The following is a 16113-nucleotide window of genomic DNA, read 5'->3' as shown; positions in this document are numbered from 1 at the left end:
CATGTCGGTGACCGTCGTCATCCTGCTGGTTCTCGCCGGATTGTCGGAGAGCGCCGGACGGGTGCTGCCGCTCGTGGCGCGCCGGCCGAAGCTATCCCCACCGCTCGTTGCCGGACTGATGGTGACCGGCACCGTTGTCGAGGGCACGGTGATTGCGCTGTGGCCTGTCGCCGCGTGGGCCGTTGCCGACCTGATGCAGCCGCTTGTGGCGCCTGACGCAGCCCCGCTGCCCGGCACGGCCGGACTGGTCTGGACGCCCGTGCTGATCGCCCCGCTGCTGCTGGCCGCGATCCTGGCGTTCCCGCTGCTCGGGCCGCTCCTTCATACCCTGCTTGTAGCCGGTGTCGGAGCAGGGCTGGCAGGTCCGCTCGCGGCGGCGTCGGGACTGGGCTGGTGGTCTGCCGTCGGGTGCATCGCCGTCGCGGGGATCGGGCTTGCCGCCACCGTTGAGGTGGTCCGGCGATTGATCGCGCGGATCATGGCCGGTGCGCGCGAGCGGGAGGCGGTGGTTTGAGCGAACTTCTGTTGATTGTAGCTCTTTTAGCGCTCGGCCCCGTCCTGCTCGCCGAGGGCCTGCTCGCCCGCTACGAGCTGATGGTCTACGCCCTCGGCCGGCGCGCACCGGCCGCCACGTTGCCGCCGGAGATGCCCTTTGCCAGAGGGGCCGATCCGGCGAGGCCGCCGGACGCCTATCTGGTCTACCTGGACGGGATCGGCAAGCGGCGCTTCACCGATACGCGCGACGGCGGCCAGCTCGTCAAGGCCATCCTCGCCGGTGCGCCGGAATTGCGCGTGCTGGGCCAGATTCAGCCCTATTCGCCTCTGGCGGACCCGCTGGCCGGACGCCCGGTCTGGGACTGGCTCCGGCGGCACATCGGTATCACCTTGTTTCTGCACAACGTCATGCAGACCTTCGTGGCCGCTGACCGCCGGTATCGCCCGCTCTACAACCGGGCGGTCGGCGCCCAGATTGCCGATCAGCTCCGGCTGGCCGGCTACGACCCGGCCAGCGGCATACCCATCGTCCTGCTCTCCTACAGCGGTGGCGCCCAGGTGGCGACAGGCGCCGTCGAGGAACTGTTCAACCAGTTGCGTGCTCCGCTGTGGCTGATCACGCTCGGCGGCTTCCACAATGGCGCCAACGACCTCACGCATGCGCTGCACTTATACCAGCTCACCAGCGCAAACGACCAGATCGAGCGGATGGGCACCCGTCTCTTTGCCCAGCGCTGGCGCCTGTGGCGGACAAGCGCCTGGAACCGCGCGCTCGCTGCCGGCAAGATCACGGTGGAAAGGCTCGATCCGGCAACCCATGTCGGCCCGCAGAGCTATATCAGCCCAACGGCACGGCTTGCCGACGGGCGCAGCTATCTCGACCGCACCACCGAAACGGTGATCGAGATTGTCCGTCGCGACTGCACGCAGAAAACGCGTTGACGGAAAAGCAAGGCGGCGGATTGAGGCTGAAGCCCTCCCGGCGAAAGCTCGGCCGGGGCTTCGCTGCACGCCACTCTTCGGGAAGGGGTGCACCCCGGTTTGTTGCCATTACGGGCGGTGGAACCCGTCGCGGCTCTGCCATGCCGGGGATCGTAGATCGACGCGGTGTGCGGTCCTCAGCTGCTGGATTTGCCGGAAGGTCAGGCTCTCCCTTCCCAAAACTGAAATGGCAGCGGGCTTCCCCGCTGCCAGATTTGCTTGATCATGTAACGACAATACTAAAAATCGGCGGTACGTGCGTAGAGCACATTTTCATAGGCGGCTGTGCGTTCGGCGGCCGGGGGATAGATCCAGACCTCGTTGATCTCCTTCTTGACCGCCTTGGCCTGTGCACCGGTGATCTCCACCTTGGAGTCCCAGCCGCGCGTGAAAATCGCGTTGTCGGGGCCGAGGTCGAGGCAGGTCACATAGATGGGCTGGTCATAGGGAAGCGTCGGCTCTCCGAGCAGGTCCGCTGCGGCGTTGTGCCCGGCAAAGGAACCCAGGCGGCGGGCATGCTGGCAGGACATGGCGGCGTAGTTGCCCACGCTGTCGGTCCGCGCCTTGGCGGTGTCGCCGGTCGCGAAGATGCGGCTGCCTCCCGGTACGCGCAGGTCGGGTTCCACGATGAGCCGGCCCAGATTGTCGCGCTCGGCGGGCAGTTGCGCGGTCAGCGGCGACGCACGCATGCCGGCGGACCAGATCACGGTCATGGTCTCGATGCGTTCGCCACTGCCCAGTGTCACGCCCTTGTCGTCGAGTGCCGCGATGCCGACATTCATGCGCGTCTCGATGCCCAGTGCGCGCAGCCGCGCCTCGATGAAGGGGCGCGGGTCGGCGCCCATTGCCGGCGCGACATGTTCCGAGCGATCGACGATGATGACGCGGATATCCGCATCTTCGCCTAGGATCTCGCGCAGCCGTCCCGGCATCTCGGTGGCGACCTCCAGCCCGGTGAAGCCGGCGCCGCCGACCACCACCGTGTTGCGCGCAGCCGATGCGGGTTTTTGCGCAAGAGCATGGAGATGGCGATCCAACGCCACCGCTTCGTCGAGCTGGGTGGCGGCAAAGCCGAATTCGGCAAGACCGGGGATCGGCGGCGCAAAGCCATCGCTTCCGGCCGCAAGAACCAGCCGGTCATAGGGCAGGGTGGCCGACGTTCCGTTTCCCCTGGCAACCGTGATCGTCGAGGTGGCGTTGTCGATCGTCTCGACGCTGCCCTGATGATAGCGGATGTCGGTGGCGGCGAACAATTCGCTGAGCGGCGCGACCATCTGTTCGGGGTTGCGTTCATAGAGCCGCGGGCGGATGACCATTTCCGGCGTGGGCGACACCACGGTGATCGTCAATTCTTCCGGCGAGACGCCCTTTTCGTGGCGCAGCCGCGAGGCGCCCAACGCCGCCATCGTCCCGGCAAAGCCGGAACCGATGATCACGATATTCCTGGACATGTTCTTTCTCCTGGTCGTTGGTTGAAGACAGTTGTGAAGCGAAGTTGGCGATTTTCGTCGACACGCGTGTTCACGCCCGCAAGCATGCTCGCGGGTTCGCCGAGGCGTTCGATCGGCAAGGGCGATCTCCGTCGCCCGATATGCCCGTCGATCTTTCAGGCAGTCATCGGATCGGTTTTTGAGGGGGGCTTTTCTGGTTTCAGCCCTGTCTTCTCCCCAGCCGATCGGCGGATTCTCTTGACGCTTTTTCTATCGTGAAAGCGGGGCCGAGGCATCCTATGCGAAGGTTCAGGTTACTCTGTCCGGAGAGCGGGCGGAGATCGCAAATCCCGGTGAAGCTGAGGCCTTTGGTGCCTGCCGGTCCACGCCGAATGGTCGAGTTGAACGGGTTTAGCCCGCGCGGGCAGAAGGGCTGCAGCCGAGCCAGTCGCGTCTGTCGCCGATGATGGAGGTGCGTGAACCGCTTCTGGACCTCCTCGGCGTTGTTGAACGAACCGCAGCACCAAGGGGGCCGATCACGACGAGATGCTCGACCGACATGCCCCGGCGTATAGGTCGCGCAGACAAAGGTGTAGCGGAGTGGGCGACCTGTTCCGTGGTAGACATGGCTTCAACTGGAGGGCGCCGTCGTCGCCGTGTCATGCGCGGGTTCGAGCCGGCCGTGGGCAATGCCTAAGCGGGCGGCTTGATCGCCAGGTGCTCACAGGACGAAGACCTGTGCTGAAAAATAACGTCGATCCGAACTGGTCATTATTATGTTTAAATTCCTGCGGTTCGGCAGGATGGAAAATATATATGGGTGATTTAGTTATACCAACCGAACGTATAGCTATAAAACGGTACTCTCATCGATAGAGTTGTAGAGCAGAAATTGCGTATATACCGTCACGGTATTTCGAAGTCTGCGTCAGATTTTCTATAAAACTCTTCGAACAGGAGAAAGATATGCACCTGGAATCCATCACGCCGACACGGCGAAACATGATGACGGGAACATTGGGGCTTGCTGCCGCAACGGCGGCGGTGGCCGGCGCCAGTGCGGCGCGGGCCGAGGAAACAGCAATGGAGGCCGGAGACCGGTCGTCCGGCGGCTATGTCAAATCAAAGGACGGCACGGCGATCTTCTACAAGGACTGGGGTCCCAAGAGCGCGCAGCCGATCGTCTTCCATCATGGATGGCCGCTCAGCGGTGACGACTGGGACACCCAGATGCTCTTCTTCCTCGGCAAGGGGTTTCGCGTCATCGCGCATGACCGCCGCGGACATGGTCGCTCCGCTCAGGTCAGCGACGGGCATGACATGGATCATTATGCGGCCGATGTCGCCGCGGTCGTGCAGCATCTTGGGCTCGCCGATGCCGTTCATATCGGCCATTCCACCGGTGGCGGCGAGGCGGCGCGCTATGTCGCCCGCCATGGACAGGGGCGCGTTGCCAAACTCGTTCTCATCGGCGCGGTGCCGCCGATCATGGTCAAAACGGCGGCCAATCCCGGCGGTCTTCCCGTCTCGGTCTTCGACGGCCTGCGCGCCGCGCTGGCGGCCAACCGGTCGCAGTTCTATTTCGATCTCGCCGGTGGGCCCTTCTACGGGTTCAATCGCGAAGGCGTGAAGCGGTCCGACGCGGTCGTGCAGAACTGGTGGCGGCAGGGCATGGCTGGAGCGGCGAACGCCCACTATCTCGGCATCAAGGCCTTCTCCGAGACGGATTTCACGGAAGATTTGAAGATGATCGACGTGCCGACTCTCGTCCTGCACGGAGACGACGACCAGATCGTGCCGATCGCCGATTCCGCCCTGCTTTCGGCAAAGCTCCTGAAGAATGCCGTGCTCAAGGTCTACAAGGGGCTTCCCCACGGCATGGCGACAACGCATGCCGACACGCTCAACAAAGACCTGCTCGACTTCATCGCGGGTTGAAGAGCGCCGCCGCCGGCGCCTCTTTTCCTTGGCCGAACATGCGGCGTCCCGACCCGACTGCGCGCCGAGCGGAGATCGCTTCCGCTTGGCCAATCCCACCCATTATCACTGGATGACAGACAATGGCCCAAAGGCTCAACTACGCCCACCTCTCGCCGGAACACTTCAAGGCTTTGATGGCCCTGAGCGCGGAAGTGCAGAACAGCGCAATCGAACAGACGATCCTCGATCTGGTCAGCATTCGCGCATCGCAAATGAACGCCTGCGCCTTCTGCCTCGATATGCATTGCAAGGAAGCGACGCTGCACGGCGAGCGCCCGCTTCGCCTTCACCATATCGCCGCCTGGCGGGACTCGACCCTCTTCACGCCGCGCGAGCGCGCAGCCCTCGCATGGACCGAAGCGCTGACGAAGCTTTCGGACGGCGGTGTTGCGGATGAACTCTACGAAAGGGTTCGCGGACATTTGTCGGAGAAAGAGGTTTCCGACCTGTCGTTCCAGATCGTGACGGTCAATGCATGGAATCGCGTCAGCCTTTCCGTGAAGGCCGTGCCGGGCTCCGCCGACAAGATGTTCGGTCTCGACAAGGCCGGTCTGGAGTAAGCTGGGGGCAGGGCGGCCGATCGGCAACCGGCCGCCCTGCCATCGCCGTTTCTCTCCGCAAGCTATACGCTCGGTTAGGTTTCGAAGCGCATGGCCCGTGATTAAGATCGTCGGTCGGGACGGCGCCGGTTCGGCCGGTCTCCTTCACGCAATGCTGGCTAGACACATCTTCGGAGCACCTCATGGCGACGACCCTTTCTGCCGTGTCCATCGTAATGTTGAACGTGCTCGGACTGGCCGGCATCACCGTCTGGGTTTTGCAGGGGCGGGGACGCCCTACCGCCCGGCTTATCGTGCAGATCGTGTTTTTCGCGGCGATGACGGTGGCTCTTTTGGCGGCGCATATCGTGCCCTTCCGGTATGAGAGGTCTGGCGCGGACGCGAGCACGCGGTTTCTTGTCGACTGCGGCAAGGTCCTCTGGTGGACCCATCTTGCCTGGGCTCTGATCGGCTTCACGCGCATCTACATTGTCCTCGAGAAACGACCGAAGGAGGCGCGCCTCCTTCAGGATCTCGTGGTTGCGGTCGTCTATCTCGGTATCTCGCTGTCCATCATGGCCTTCGTCTTCGGCGTTCCGATTGGCACGCTGATGGCCACGTCGGGGATCGTCGCGATCATGCTGGGTCTTGCCTCGCAGAATACGCTCTCCGACGTGTTTTCCGGCATCGCGCTGACGATCGGCCGTCCTTATGTCATCGGTGACTGGATTTTCCTCGGCGACGGTACGGAAGGCCGGGTCGTTGCCAGCAACTGGCGGGCGACCTGCATCCTCACGCCGGCCAACAATCTCGTCGTGCTTCCCAACAGTGTTCTCGCAAAATTGGGATTGACGAATTTCAGCCGCCCGACAGAGACACACCAGATCAAGCTGCCGATCAGGATTGCATCAACGCAGCCGCCGGCACGGTCCATCGAGGTTCTGCGTCAGGCGCTCGAAAGCTGCGGCTCTGTTTCCAAGGTGATGCCGCCGGCCGTGTCGCTCAAACACCTGGATGGTCTGGGGATGGACGTCGAGTTGCTTTTCCATGTTCCCAGCCCGGCCCAGCGCATTGCGGCCAGCAACGAGGTCATCGACGCGGTCTATCGCTATTGCAAGGCAAATGGTGTCGCGCTCGGCCTCCCGCCCGGTTCTTATGTGCTTGCAGCGCCATTCCACGAAAGCCTTCTGATGCCCGCGACGGTGGCGTCCGACGAGCAATCCGGCACGGACGTCCGCCCGCAGAACGGGGCCAAGGATGCCATCCTGTTGTCGGTGCCGGGCGCATAAATACGGTCACAACGCAGCGTCCGCTCACAAAGGTTCTGACCCGGTATGTGCAACGCGGGGTGAGCAGGATCAGGCGCTGATCCGGAGCAAATCCTGCTCGCCGTGGCCCATGTTGTCGTTCTGGGATGACAGCCGGGCGCGCGCCGTCAGGTGTTTCCGGCGCCATTGGGTCGGTGTCATGCCCACGAAACGGCGAAAGAGCCGACTGAAATGCGCCTGATCGGACAGGCCGCAGTTGAAGGCGATTTCGGTCAAGGACTTGTCCGAGTTGAGCAGCAGGGCGCTCGCGCGCTCGATGCGCAGTTTCATGATGAAGGAGTAGGGGGAAAGCCCAAGCCGGATGGTGAAGGCGCGGGCGAAATGGCTCGGGCTCAGCTTCACTTCTGCCGCGAGATCGCTCACCCGCACGGCGGAGTCGATGCGGATGGAAAGGTATGCCATGACGCGCTTGAACTGCCAGTCACACAGACCCGCCCTGTCGCGGTAGGAGAGACGCGTGCTGGCGGATGGTATCACGCCATTTTGGTCGATCGCTCCGGCGTCTGGTGGCATCATATCCTCGCGAATGGCTCTGGCGATCCCGAGTAAGCGGCAAGCGCCCCCCGAAATCCATCGCACCGCCGTATGCGGGACCTATACGAAAGGCGTAATCCGCCTATCCGGCTGTCTGGGGCGGCGCGCGTCAGAGATCGATACGGGGATCGGCCAGCGACTGGCAGAGTTCGACGGCTATATTGACGATAATATAGAGGACGCCGAAGACCATGGAGACGCCGAGCACGGCCGGAAGATCCGAGCTGGCAAGGGATTGAACCATGTAGTTGCCGAGCCCGGGCCAGCCAAAAATCCGTTCGACGATCAAGAGATTGCCGAAGAGCAGGCGAACCTGCAGGCCGACCATGGCGAGCGGCGCGGTGGCGGCATTCCGGAGGCCGTGGGCGAAGACGAGGCGCGCTTCGCCGATCCCCTTGCCGCGTGCCGTCCTGATATAGGCCTGCTGCATGACCTCATGCAGGGCGCTGCTCATCGTTCGGCCGATCGCAACGGCAATCGGCAACGCCAGTGCGATCGAAGGCAGGAGGATATGGGCGAAGGCATCGACGCTCACGCCCGGCCGGCCGGTGAGGAAACCGTCGAGGAGGTTGAAGCCCGTGGGGCCTGAGAAATCGGTGAGGCCAAGGCGCCCGCTGCCCGGCAGCCAGGCGAGCTTGAACCAGAAGAGATAGACCAGCAACAGGGCGGTGAGGAAGATGGGCATCGATCCGAGCCCGATCAGGGCGACGCGCGCAAGGCCGGGCCGGGGAAACGAGGCCTGAAGCAGCGCCAGCGCGACCGCGGGCACGACCCCGAGAAAGACGGCGACGCTCATAAGCTCCAATGTTGCCGGCAGATGTTTGCCGATATCGGCGGTGACCGGCTGGCGGGTCCGGAACGAGGTGCCGAGATCGCCCTTTGCGAGACGCAGCAGGAAGCGCCCGTATTGCACGATGACCGGTTGGTCGAGCCCCAATCGCTCACGGACCGCTTCAACGGTGGCCACCGGCGCGGTCGGACCTGCAACGGCGCGGGCAGGATCGGCGGGAAGAATGCTTTGCAGGCAGAACACGAAGAAACTCATCGCCAGAACAACAACGACGAGGCCGGCGAGGTGCTTGAACATATAAAGGCGCACGGTCAGCGCCCCCGCAAGGCGGCGCGCAGGCCATCGCCGGCGAGGTTAGCACAGAAACACAAGAGGAAGATCGCTGCGCCCGGAAGGATCGGCAGCCACCAGAAAACCGTCAGGCTGTCCAGCGAGCGGGCCGTCATCGAGCCGAGCTCCGGGGCAGGCGCGGCCTGGCCGAGGCCGAGGAACGACAGAAGCGAAACGGTCAGGACGACATTGGCCATGTCGAGGGTAGCGGCCACGATAAGGGAAGGCACGACACCCGGCAGCAGGTAGCGCAGCATGAGCCGGGAACCGCGCGCGCCGGCAATACGGGCAGCCTCGACATGGGGTCGGGCGACCAGACGGCGGACCTCGTCGCGGCTGAGGCGAGCGTACCAGGGCCACCAGACGATTGCGATCGCGATCATGGTGTTGGCAAGGCCGGGGCCGAGCGACGCAATCACCGCAAGCGCGATGAGCGTCGCGGGCAAGATGAGGACGAGGTCGGTGAGCCGCTGAATGAGCATGTCGGTCTTTCTGCCGGCGGTGCCGGAAACGAGGCCGATAGCCGAACCGAGAACGAGGCTGAACAGGACGAGAGCCAGCGCCGGAAGCCAGGTATACCGAACGCCGATGACGATGCGCGAAAACAGGTCGCGGCCAATTTCATCCGTTCCGAACCAGAATGCGCCGGATGGCGGCTGGTAGCCGTCGCCGACACGCAGGTTCGGGTCGTAGGGTGTCAGCCAGGGCGCACCGATGGCAATCAGCGTGATCAGCAGCAGGCCGACGATGCTGGCCCTCTCCAGTCTTCCTATCCTGCCAAAACGGGCCAGCCAAGGCGCGCCAGGGCCTGCGAAAAAAGCGGCAAGGTCGTGGATGCTCGTCACCGGACGCCTCCTTGTGCCTGCGATTGCCGCGGAGCTGCAAGCGGGGCTGGTACAGCCACGATGAGGTGGTCTGGATCGTTGTCCATGACGATGACGCCGTCCTTCAGGACGGCAATCCTGTCGGCGACGATTCTCGCGGCAGCCTGTTCGTGCGTCACGAAGAGCATCGCCATGTCGAGCCGCCGGCGAAGGCGCCCGAAGAGGTTCAAGATTGCCGCAGCGAGTGATACGTCCATCGCGCTGATCGGTTCGTCACAGAGCAAAAGCTTCGGCGGAACCGCCACCGCGCGGGCGATCACCGCCCGCTGGCACTGGCCGACGGACAATTCCGCCGGAAGGGCATTTTTGAGGGCAGCATCGAGTTCGACCAGTTCCAGCGTCTCATCGATCCGGCGGGCGTGCTGCCGTGCGCAGATATCGGAGCGGCGGAGGCGCTCGCCGACCTGCTCTCCTATGGTCAGCCAGGGTGTAAGGGAAGACACGGCGTCCTGGAAGATTACTTGCGGCGTGTTATCGCTGCGGAACACCGCGCCGATATCAGGGGCAAGCAACCCGGCGGCAATGCGAAGAAGCGTGGATTTGCCCGCACCACTCTCTCCGAGAAGAGCCACGCATTCGCCGTGGTCGACCGATAGGTCGACCGATGTCAGCACGTCTCGGTAGCGCGCAGCCCGCAAACCGCGTGGGCCGACGGGATAGCGCTTTCGGACCTGCGAGAGTTGCAGCGCGATATCGTTCCGGATGGTTGACCGCACGGGCCAGGGCGTTGCGAGATGCCGATCGGGCGGGGGCATCTGTGCGGCACGAAAACAGGCGACCGCTCCCGAATGCGCGTGCTGTGGCTGCAGCGGCGGCACCCGGACCTTGCAGTCTTCCGTCGCTATCGGACAGCGTGACGCGTAATTGCAGCCCTGCGACATCCCACCGATGGGCCGTCTGGCGGCGGGAAGCGTCGGCAGGGGGCGATGCCGATCGGTGGTGAGGTCGAAACGCGCGGCAAGCAGGCCGGCGGTATAGGGATGACCCGGTTTTTCGATGACGTCACCGGTTGCGCCGATTTCCACGAGCCGTCCGCTATGCAGCACGATCAGGCGGTCGGCGAAAGCCGCGGCGATCCCGAGGTCATGGGTGATGAACACGATCGCCGTGTCTTGCTCGCGGGCGAAATCCTGCAGAAGCGCGAGGATCTGGGCCTGGATAGAAGCGTCGAGTGCGGTTGTCGGCTCGTCGGCAATGAGCACTTTCGGCCGGGCCATCATCGCCATGGCGATCAGAACCCTCTGGCGCTGTCCTCCCGAGAGGCGATGGGGAAAGGAGGCCGCGATGCGCTCTGGGTCCGCAAGGCCGGTGCGGCGCAGCCAGTCGAACATCACATCGTCCGTGTTATCTGCCGATTCCCGCAACTGGTTGCGGATCGTCATGGTCGGATTGAGCGCACCCATCGGATCCTGCGAGATGGCGCGCACCAGGGAGCGGCGGGCGGCCTGAAGTGAATGTGCAGGCGCGCCGACGATTTCTGTGCCGTCCAACCGGATCGATCCACGTATCCACGGCCGGTGTTCGCGCGGCAAGAGACCTTGGACCGCCAGCCCGAGCGTCGACTTGCCGGAACCACTTTCGCCGACAATGGCGATGATCTCGCCCGGCGCGACGTCGAAGCCGATATTGTCGAGAACCGTATTGGCATGACCATCACGGTGCAGCACGACGGAGAGACCCTCGATGGTCAGAACGGGTTCGCGCATCGCAACATCCTCGACCGGCGCCCGCACGCTCATTTGCGAACGGTGGCGAAATCAATGTTACCGGGTGGGTAGACGGGCCGCAGGCCCAGGTCCTTCAGGCCCTTGACGTGGACAACGACGTCATTCGCATCGACGAGCGGTATGAAATAGCCGGCGTCGAAGTACATGTGGCCCGATTCCTCGTAGAGCGCAGTGCGTGCCGCGGCGTCCTTCAGCCCGCTGGCCTTTTTGACGAGGGCATCGGCCTGCGGGAGAACGCGGCCATAAAAATTGCCCGGCGCGTCCTTGATGAAGAAGACGCCCGCCTGATTGTCGGGATCGGCGGCATCCGGCGACGAAATCGTCAGCAGGAGATCGGGAGCGTCGGCCTTGCCTTTTAAAGCGAAGGCGGCGCCTTGCGGCAGGACGCGCGACGTGGCCTTCACGCCGATTTCCGCAAGCTGCGCCATCATCAGGTCGGATATCCGGCCGTAGCTGGGAGCGGCGCTGAACAGGCCGATCGTCAGGGTGACCTCGCCATGCCTTGCGATCGCCGCTTTCGCGGCCGCGACGTCGGTTGGAAAGGCGATTGGCTGCTTCGGCTTGAACATCATGTTCTGATAGGGAGACTGTGAAATGCTGGCATATTTGCCAAAGGCATCCTTGATCCAGAGCGCGGGATTGATGGCGGTCAAAACCGCGCCGCGGATTTCGGGATTGTCGAGCGGCGACCCCGGTTTGGTGAAGAGGCTGAACTGCATCATGCTCGGCTGCGCCGTTATCTCCAGGTCCTGCGGCAGACTGAAGAGCTGTGCGATCGGATAGTTTTTCGGCACCGCGTCGATCTCGCCCGCCTTGAGTTTCAGGATCTGCTGGCTGAGGTCGGGGACGACGGATATTTCCACCCGGCTGAAGAACGGTTCCTGCCCCCAGTAGTCGTCGGACCGTTCCAGCGTGTAGCGCTCGGCCGGCCGGAATTCTCCGAGCTTGAAGGGCCCGGTGCCGGCGGCGTGGTCGTTCAGCCATTCGGTTGCGGCATTCCCGCCGTCATGGGCGTCAAGCGCGGTGGGGCTGATGATTTTCGGGCCCCAGGGACTGGCAAGGGAATCAAGCAGCGAGGCCTGTGGCGCATGGAGGATGAGTACGATCGTGTCGTCGTCCGGCGCCCGGATTTCCTTCACATTGTTGAGGAAGTAGCTGAGCACCAGGCCCCGGTCCCGGCGACGCTCGAAGGATTTTACCACCGCGGCAGCGGTGAGCGGCGTTCCATCGTGAAACCTGACGCCTTCGACGAGGTGGAAAGTATAGGTCAATCCGTCCTCGGAAATGTCCCATGTCCTGGCGAGCGATCCGACGATCCGGGTGGAACCCGGTTCGTATTCGACCAGACCTTCATAGACACTGTTGATCACGCCGATGCCTGCGATTTCGAACCCGTTGTCCGGATCGAAAGTGCCGATGTCTCCAAAGAGCGGAATTCTCAGAACCTCCTGCGCGTGCACCGGCAGGACGACGACCCACGCGCCAAGTATCGCGCCCAAAACGCAGGTCCAAAGCCTGGCAGGGGACCGCGTCGCACTGTGATCGCCGCAACTGCTCCGCATGTCGTTTGTCCTGCTGATGGCGAGGCGCCAATCCGGCCTGCTTCCAACAAAAACCTAGCCTTAGAAGGCGAGAAAGCTTGAACAATCCGCGCCAGAAATGCAGTGCGGCCATGCCCCAAGGACTTCACCAGGGATGGACGGTGCTCTAGTATGGGGCGGCAATGGTTCGCACGATCCACAGGGGCGCGGAGGCGACATGCAGTCCCAATCGGAGGCGAGGATGAAGGCGTCAGTCTCAGAACATTCGACGGTCCCGATCGTGACCCTTGTGGATGACGATTCCGATGTGCGGGATGCCATGGGCAACCTGCTGGACTCCGTCGGCATAGAAACCATGGCCTTTGCCTCGGCCCAGGAGTTCCTCAACGCGAAACTGCCCGACCGACCCGGTTGCTTCGTTCTCGACGTCCGGATGCCGGGGCTGAGCGGCCTCGACCTGCAACATCATCTGGCCAGCAAGGGCATCAACACGCCCGTCGTGTTCCTCACCGCGCATGGCGACATTGCGATGAGCGTCGAAGCGATGAAGGCCGGCGCGCTGGATTTCCTCACCAAGCCGGTTCGCGACCAGACCTTTCTCGACGCCGTCCTCAAGGCGATCGCAACGGATTGCACGCGCCGGGAGCAGGCAGCGACGTCGCGGCTTCACACCGGCCGCTACAAATCGCTGACCACGCGCGAGCGACAGGTCATGCGGCTCGTCGTGGCCGGCGCTCTCAACAAGCAGATTGCTTTCGAACTGGGCATCAGCGAAGTCACGGTCAAGCTGCATCGCAGCGGCATGATGAAGAAGATGCAAGCCAATTCGGTCCCTCAACTGATCAGTGCCTGGAACATGCTTCCCGATGAACTGAAAGCGAACGACGACTAGCGCTTTTTTCATCGTGACGTTGCGAATTCCTGGAGCGCCAAGCCGGCACGGAACACCATGAAGGACGTCCGATGGAGGCGACATCGAAAGGCAAACGCACGCTGCTCGCCGCTTTGACCGGCGCTGCCGGTGTGTTGTTGGCCTGGCTGTCGCACGAGCCGGCGAGTTTGCTGATCGCCGTGGCCGCGGTGTGGATGTCTATTGGTTGGCGGGCGGGTCTTGCGGCGGTCGCGGCGGCGAGCCTGGTTTTTGCGGCCATCCTCCATTCGCCGGCGCCCACCTTGCCATTGCCGACCACCCTGGACGAGGGCACCGTTCGGATCGCCGTGTTTGCGCTTTCGGCCTTCGGGCTCTGGCTGCTGTTGCAGACCTTCCGCTCTGTCAACTTCTTCGACCAGGTGCATCGGGTCAGCCAGCCGACCATCGAGGATATTCCGGGGCTCGGCTGGTCGACCTACCCGGATGGACGCATGCGGTTCGTCAATCCGGCGGCGCTTGATTTCATCGGCATCAGCACTGAGGAAATGCGCCGGATCATGGACGAGGACCAACATGCGTGGTGGCGGCATTTCGTTCATCCCGATGATATAGACCGCAGCATCGAGCGCTGGCGTTACAGCTTGCGGACCGGCGAACCCCTGATCGACGAACAGCGTGTGCGCCGGCACGACGGCACGTATCGATGGTTTCGCGACTCCGCCGTGGCATCGCGCGACGAGCGCGGCAACGTCACTGGCTGGTACGGCACCACGGTCGATATCGACGACCAGAGACGCGCCGAGGCTGCGCTGCGCGCCAGCGAGGAACAGCTTCGCCGGCTGATCGACACGGTGCCCGCCCTCATCTGGTGCGCCGATCCCAATGGCAAGCCGTCTTACGTCAACAAGACGCTGGCAAGCTGGTCCGGCCTGTCGCTCGACGAGATCAAGCCCGGCATAGAGGATGGGCCGGCATCGATTATCATCGACACGGTGCATCCCGACGATCGAGATGTGCTGGTGGAAGCGCTGGCGAGCGCCTTTTCCACCGGTGAACCGTTCGCCCATAAATACCGTCAGCGACGGGCCGATGGCGTCTATCGCTGGATCGACGGCAAGGCGGAACCGCTGCGCGACGCCGACGACAGCATCCTGCAATGGTACGGTGTCTGCCTCGACATCAGCGAGGAGGTCGAAGCGCACCAGGCCGTCCAGGTCCGCGAGCGGGAGCTGCGCGTGCTGGTCGATACGGTTCCCGCCCTGATCTGGCTGATTACCCCCAGCGGGATCCCGCACTACTTCAACAAGCGTTTTGTCGATTGGAGCGGTGTCGAGCTGCGGGATGAAGACCTTGCAGCCGGAGAGGGGCAGAGCACCCATATCGAGCTGATCCATCCCGATGACCGGTCGCGGGTGGCCGCCGCTTTCCAGGATGCCTTCGCGACTGGCCAGCCGCTTCACATCAAGGGGCGGCTTCGCCGCAGGGATGGCCAGTATCGCTGGGTCGATTCCCGCGTCGAGCCCCTGCGGGATTACAGGGGCAACATCATCCGCTGGTATGGCGTCTCCTTCGTCATCGAGGAAGAGGTGCGGGCGCAGAACGCGTTGCGGGAGAGCCAGCGTTATCTGCAACATCTCATCGATACGGTGCCGGTCGGGATTTTGTTGTCCGATCCCGAGGGAGAGCCGATCTACGTCAACAAGCGGCTGATGGAATATCACGGATCAGAGCCGGGGCAGGCCATTCGCGATCTCGTGCATCCGGATGATCGGGATGCGGTTGCCGAAAGGCTCGCCCATTGCCACAGGGCCGGGCAGTCCTTTTCGATGCGTTACCGTCAGCGCCGTTCGGACGGAGTCTATCGCTGGGTCGAGGGCCGCAGCGAACCGTTCCGCGATGACGAGGGTGTGATCGTGCAGTGGTACGGGGTTAACCTCGATATCGACGACGAAGTGCGCGCACACGAATCGCTGCGCCTGGCGGACGAACGTTTGGCGCGCGCCTCACGCGCGGCGAGCCTTGCCGAACTCTCGGTCTCCATCGCGCACCAGCTCAACCAGCCCCTTCAGGCCATGGTTTCCAACGCAAACGCGGTGCAACGCTGGCTGGCCACCGATCCGCCCAATCTCGAGCGTGCCAACCGAAGCTCCGAATCGATCGTCCGGAACGCCGATGCGGCGGCGCAGGTCGTTAGCCGGATTCGCTCCCTGTTCAGCCAGGACGGGGCGCAACGCCAAGCCCTCAACGTCGAGACCGTCGTCAAGGAAGTCTGCGGCCTGATGGCCGACAAACTGTCGCTGAACGCCATCAAACTCCATCTGGATCTCGACCCGGATTTGCCTTCGATCATTGCCGACCGCACCCAGATCGAACAGGTGGTGCTCAACCTTTTGCGCAACGGGATCGAGTCGATGCAGAAGACAGACGCATCCCGCAAGACCCTCAAGATCGCGTCGCGGCGGCGGGGCAGCGACATGGTGGTGATCGAGTTCCACGATCAGGGAGGCGGTATCGACGACGTCGCGCGGATCTTCGACCCCTTCTACACGACCAAGAAGGAAGGAATGGGAATGGGGCTGTCGATCTGCCACTCGATCCTGGAAACCCACGGCGGCGGCATCTGGGCGGAAAATGCGCCCGGAGGCGGCGCGATCGTCACCGTCAGCCTTCCGGTCGGTTGAGG

The 16113-nt window shown here is 63.4% G+C and carries 13 protein-coding genes; 7 read left to right on the top strand and 6 right to left on the bottom strand.

The features are described 5' to 3' along the window. Nucleotide 1: 1 nt before the first annotated feature. Together GR138_RS01245 and GR138_RS30455 are read left to right on the top strand one after the other, a co-directional pair. The gene (locus GR138_RS01245) at nucleotides 2-514 is read left to right on the top strand and encodes a hypothetical protein (RefSeq protein WP_160856796.1); all 513 of its coding nucleotides are present in this window, start codon (nucleotides 2-4) and stop codon (nucleotides 512-514) included. Beyond that, complete coding sequence (locus GR138_RS30455) at nucleotides 511-1437, top strand: hypothetical protein (protein WP_160856795.1); 927 nt, start codon at nucleotides 511-513, stop codon at nucleotides 1435-1437. Before GR138_RS01245 ends, GR138_RS30455 begins: the two co-directional genes overlap by 4 nt. A gap of 278 nt (nucleotides 1438-1715) precedes the next feature. On the opposite strand, the gene GR138_RS01235 is transcribed toward GR138_RS30455, so the two are convergent. Continuing rightward, on the bottom strand, nucleotides 1716-2927 hold the full coding sequence (locus GR138_RS01235) for an NAD(P)/FAD-dependent oxidoreductase (protein ID WP_160856794.1): 1212 nt from the start codon (nucleotides 2925-2927) through the stop codon (nucleotides 1716-1718). A 1062-nt stretch (nucleotides 2928-3989) separates the two neighbouring features. On the opposite strand from GR138_RS01235, the gene GR138_RS01230 reads away from it, so the two are divergent. The 3 genes from GR138_RS01230 to GR138_RS01220 all read left to right on the top strand — a co-directional run bounded on the left by GR138_RS01230 (nucleotide 3990) and on the right by GR138_RS01220 (nucleotide 6714). Beyond that, nucleotides 3990-4844, top strand: a complete 855-nt coding sequence (locus GR138_RS01230) for an alpha/beta fold hydrolase (RefSeq protein WP_420853609.1) — start codon at nucleotides 3990-3992, stop codon at nucleotides 4842-4844. A 122-nt stretch (nucleotides 4845-4966) separates the two neighbouring features. Next, on the top strand, nucleotides 4967-5446 hold the full coding sequence (locus GR138_RS01225) for a carboxymuconolactone decarboxylase family protein (RefSeq protein WP_160856792.1): 480 nt from the start codon (nucleotides 4967-4969) through the stop codon (nucleotides 5444-5446). 182 nt (nucleotides 5447-5628) lie between these two features. After that, nucleotides 5629-6714: a mechanosensitive ion channel family protein gene (locus GR138_RS01220; protein WP_160856791.1), complete on the top strand. Its 1086-nt coding sequence runs from the start codon at nucleotides 5629-5631 to the stop codon at nucleotides 6712-6714. A 69-nt stretch (nucleotides 6715-6783) separates the two neighbouring features. On the opposite strand, the gene GR138_RS01215 is transcribed toward GR138_RS01220, so the two are convergent. The 5 genes from GR138_RS01215 to GR138_RS01195 all read right to left on the bottom strand — a co-directional run bounded on the left by GR138_RS01215 (nucleotide 6784) and on the right by GR138_RS01195 (nucleotide 12517). Then, on the bottom strand, nucleotides 6784-7266 hold the full coding sequence (locus GR138_RS01215) for a helix-turn-helix domain-containing protein (RefSeq protein ID WP_160856790.1): 483 nt from the start codon (nucleotides 7264-7266) through the stop codon (nucleotides 6784-6786). 130 nt (nucleotides 7267-7396) lie between these two features. Then, complete coding sequence (locus GR138_RS01210) at nucleotides 7397-8386, bottom strand: ABC transporter permease subunit (protein WP_160856789.1); 990 nt, start codon at nucleotides 8384-8386, stop codon at nucleotides 7397-7399. A gap of 2 nt (nucleotides 8387-8388) precedes the next feature. Beyond that, nucleotides 8389-9252: an ABC transporter permease gene (locus GR138_RS01205; RefSeq protein ID WP_338091027.1), complete on the bottom strand. Its 864-nt coding sequence runs from the start codon at nucleotides 9250-9252 to the stop codon at nucleotides 8389-8391. Beyond that, nucleotides 9249-10997 (bottom strand): oligopeptide/dipeptide ABC transporter ATP-binding protein, encoded by a 1749-nt coding sequence (locus tag GR138_RS01200; protein WP_246200245.1) that lies wholly within the window; start codon nucleotides 10995-10997, stop codon nucleotides 9249-9251. Before GR138_RS01200 ends, GR138_RS01205 begins: the two co-directional genes overlap by 4 nt. 29 nt (nucleotides 10998-11026) lie before the next feature. Beyond that, entirely contained in the window at nucleotides 11027-12517 is a 1491-nt protein-coding gene (locus GR138_RS01195) for an ABC transporter substrate-binding protein (RefSeq protein ID WP_246200244.1), read from the bottom strand. A gap of 259 nt (nucleotides 12518-12776) precedes the next feature. Between GR138_RS01195 and GR138_RS01190 the strand changes: the two genes are divergently transcribed. Then, nucleotides 12777-13451: a response regulator transcription factor gene (locus GR138_RS01190; RefSeq protein ID WP_246200243.1), complete on the top strand. Its 675-nt coding sequence runs from the start codon at nucleotides 12777-12779 to the stop codon at nucleotides 13449-13451. A gap of 71 nt (nucleotides 13452-13522) precedes the next feature. Further along, entirely contained in the window at nucleotides 13523-16111 is a 2589-nt protein-coding gene (locus GR138_RS01185; RefSeq protein ID WP_160856786.1) for a PAS domain-containing protein, read from the top strand. The last annotated feature ends 2 nt before the right edge of the window (nucleotides 16112-16113 follow it).

The organism is Shinella kummerowiae (assembly GCF_009827055.1).
GTDB classification, from domain to species: domain Bacteria; phylum Pseudomonadota; class Alphaproteobacteria; order Rhizobiales; family Rhizobiaceae; genus Shinella; species Shinella kummerowiae.
Note: the sequence above shows the minus strand (reverse complement) of the source record. Positions and strands in the feature narration are given on the sequence as shown.

Excerpts from the sequence above, each read along its gene's own strand:
- GR138_RS01215 (WP_160856790.1), bottom strand. The coding sequence starts at position 7,266 with ATGCCACCAGACGCCGGAGCGATCGACCAAAATGGCGTGATACCATCC.
- GR138_RS01185 (WP_160856786.1), top strand. The coding sequence starts at position 13,523 with ATGGAGGCGACATCGAAAGGCAAACGCACGCTGCTCGCCGCTTTGACC.
- GR138_RS01225 (WP_160856792.1), top strand. The coding sequence starts at position 4,967 with ATGGCCCAAAGGCTCAACTACGCCCACCTCTCGCCGGAACACTTCAAG.
- GR138_RS01230 (WP_420853609.1), top strand. The coding sequence starts at position 3,990 with ATGGAGGCCGGAGACCGGTCGTCCGGCGGCTATGTCAAATCAAAGGAC.
- GR138_RS01220 (WP_160856791.1), top strand. The coding sequence starts at position 5,629 with ATGGCGACGACCCTTTCTGCCGTGTCCATCGTAATGTTGAACGTGCTC.
- GR138_RS01190 (WP_246200243.1), top strand. The coding sequence starts at position 12,777 with ATGCAGTCCCAATCGGAGGCGAGGATGAAGGCGTCAGTCTCAGAACAT.
- GR138_RS01245 (WP_160856796.1), top strand. The coding sequence starts at position 2 with ATGTCGGTGACCGTCGTCATCCTGCTGGTTCTCGCCGGATTGTCGGAG.
- GR138_RS01235 (WP_160856794.1), bottom strand. The coding sequence starts at position 2,927 with ATGTCCAGGAATATCGTGATCATCGGTTCCGGCTTTGCCGGGACGATG.
- GR138_RS01200 (WP_246200245.1), bottom strand. The coding sequence starts at position 10,997 with ATGCGCGAACCCGTTCTGACCATCGAGGGTCTCTCCGTCGTGCTGCAC.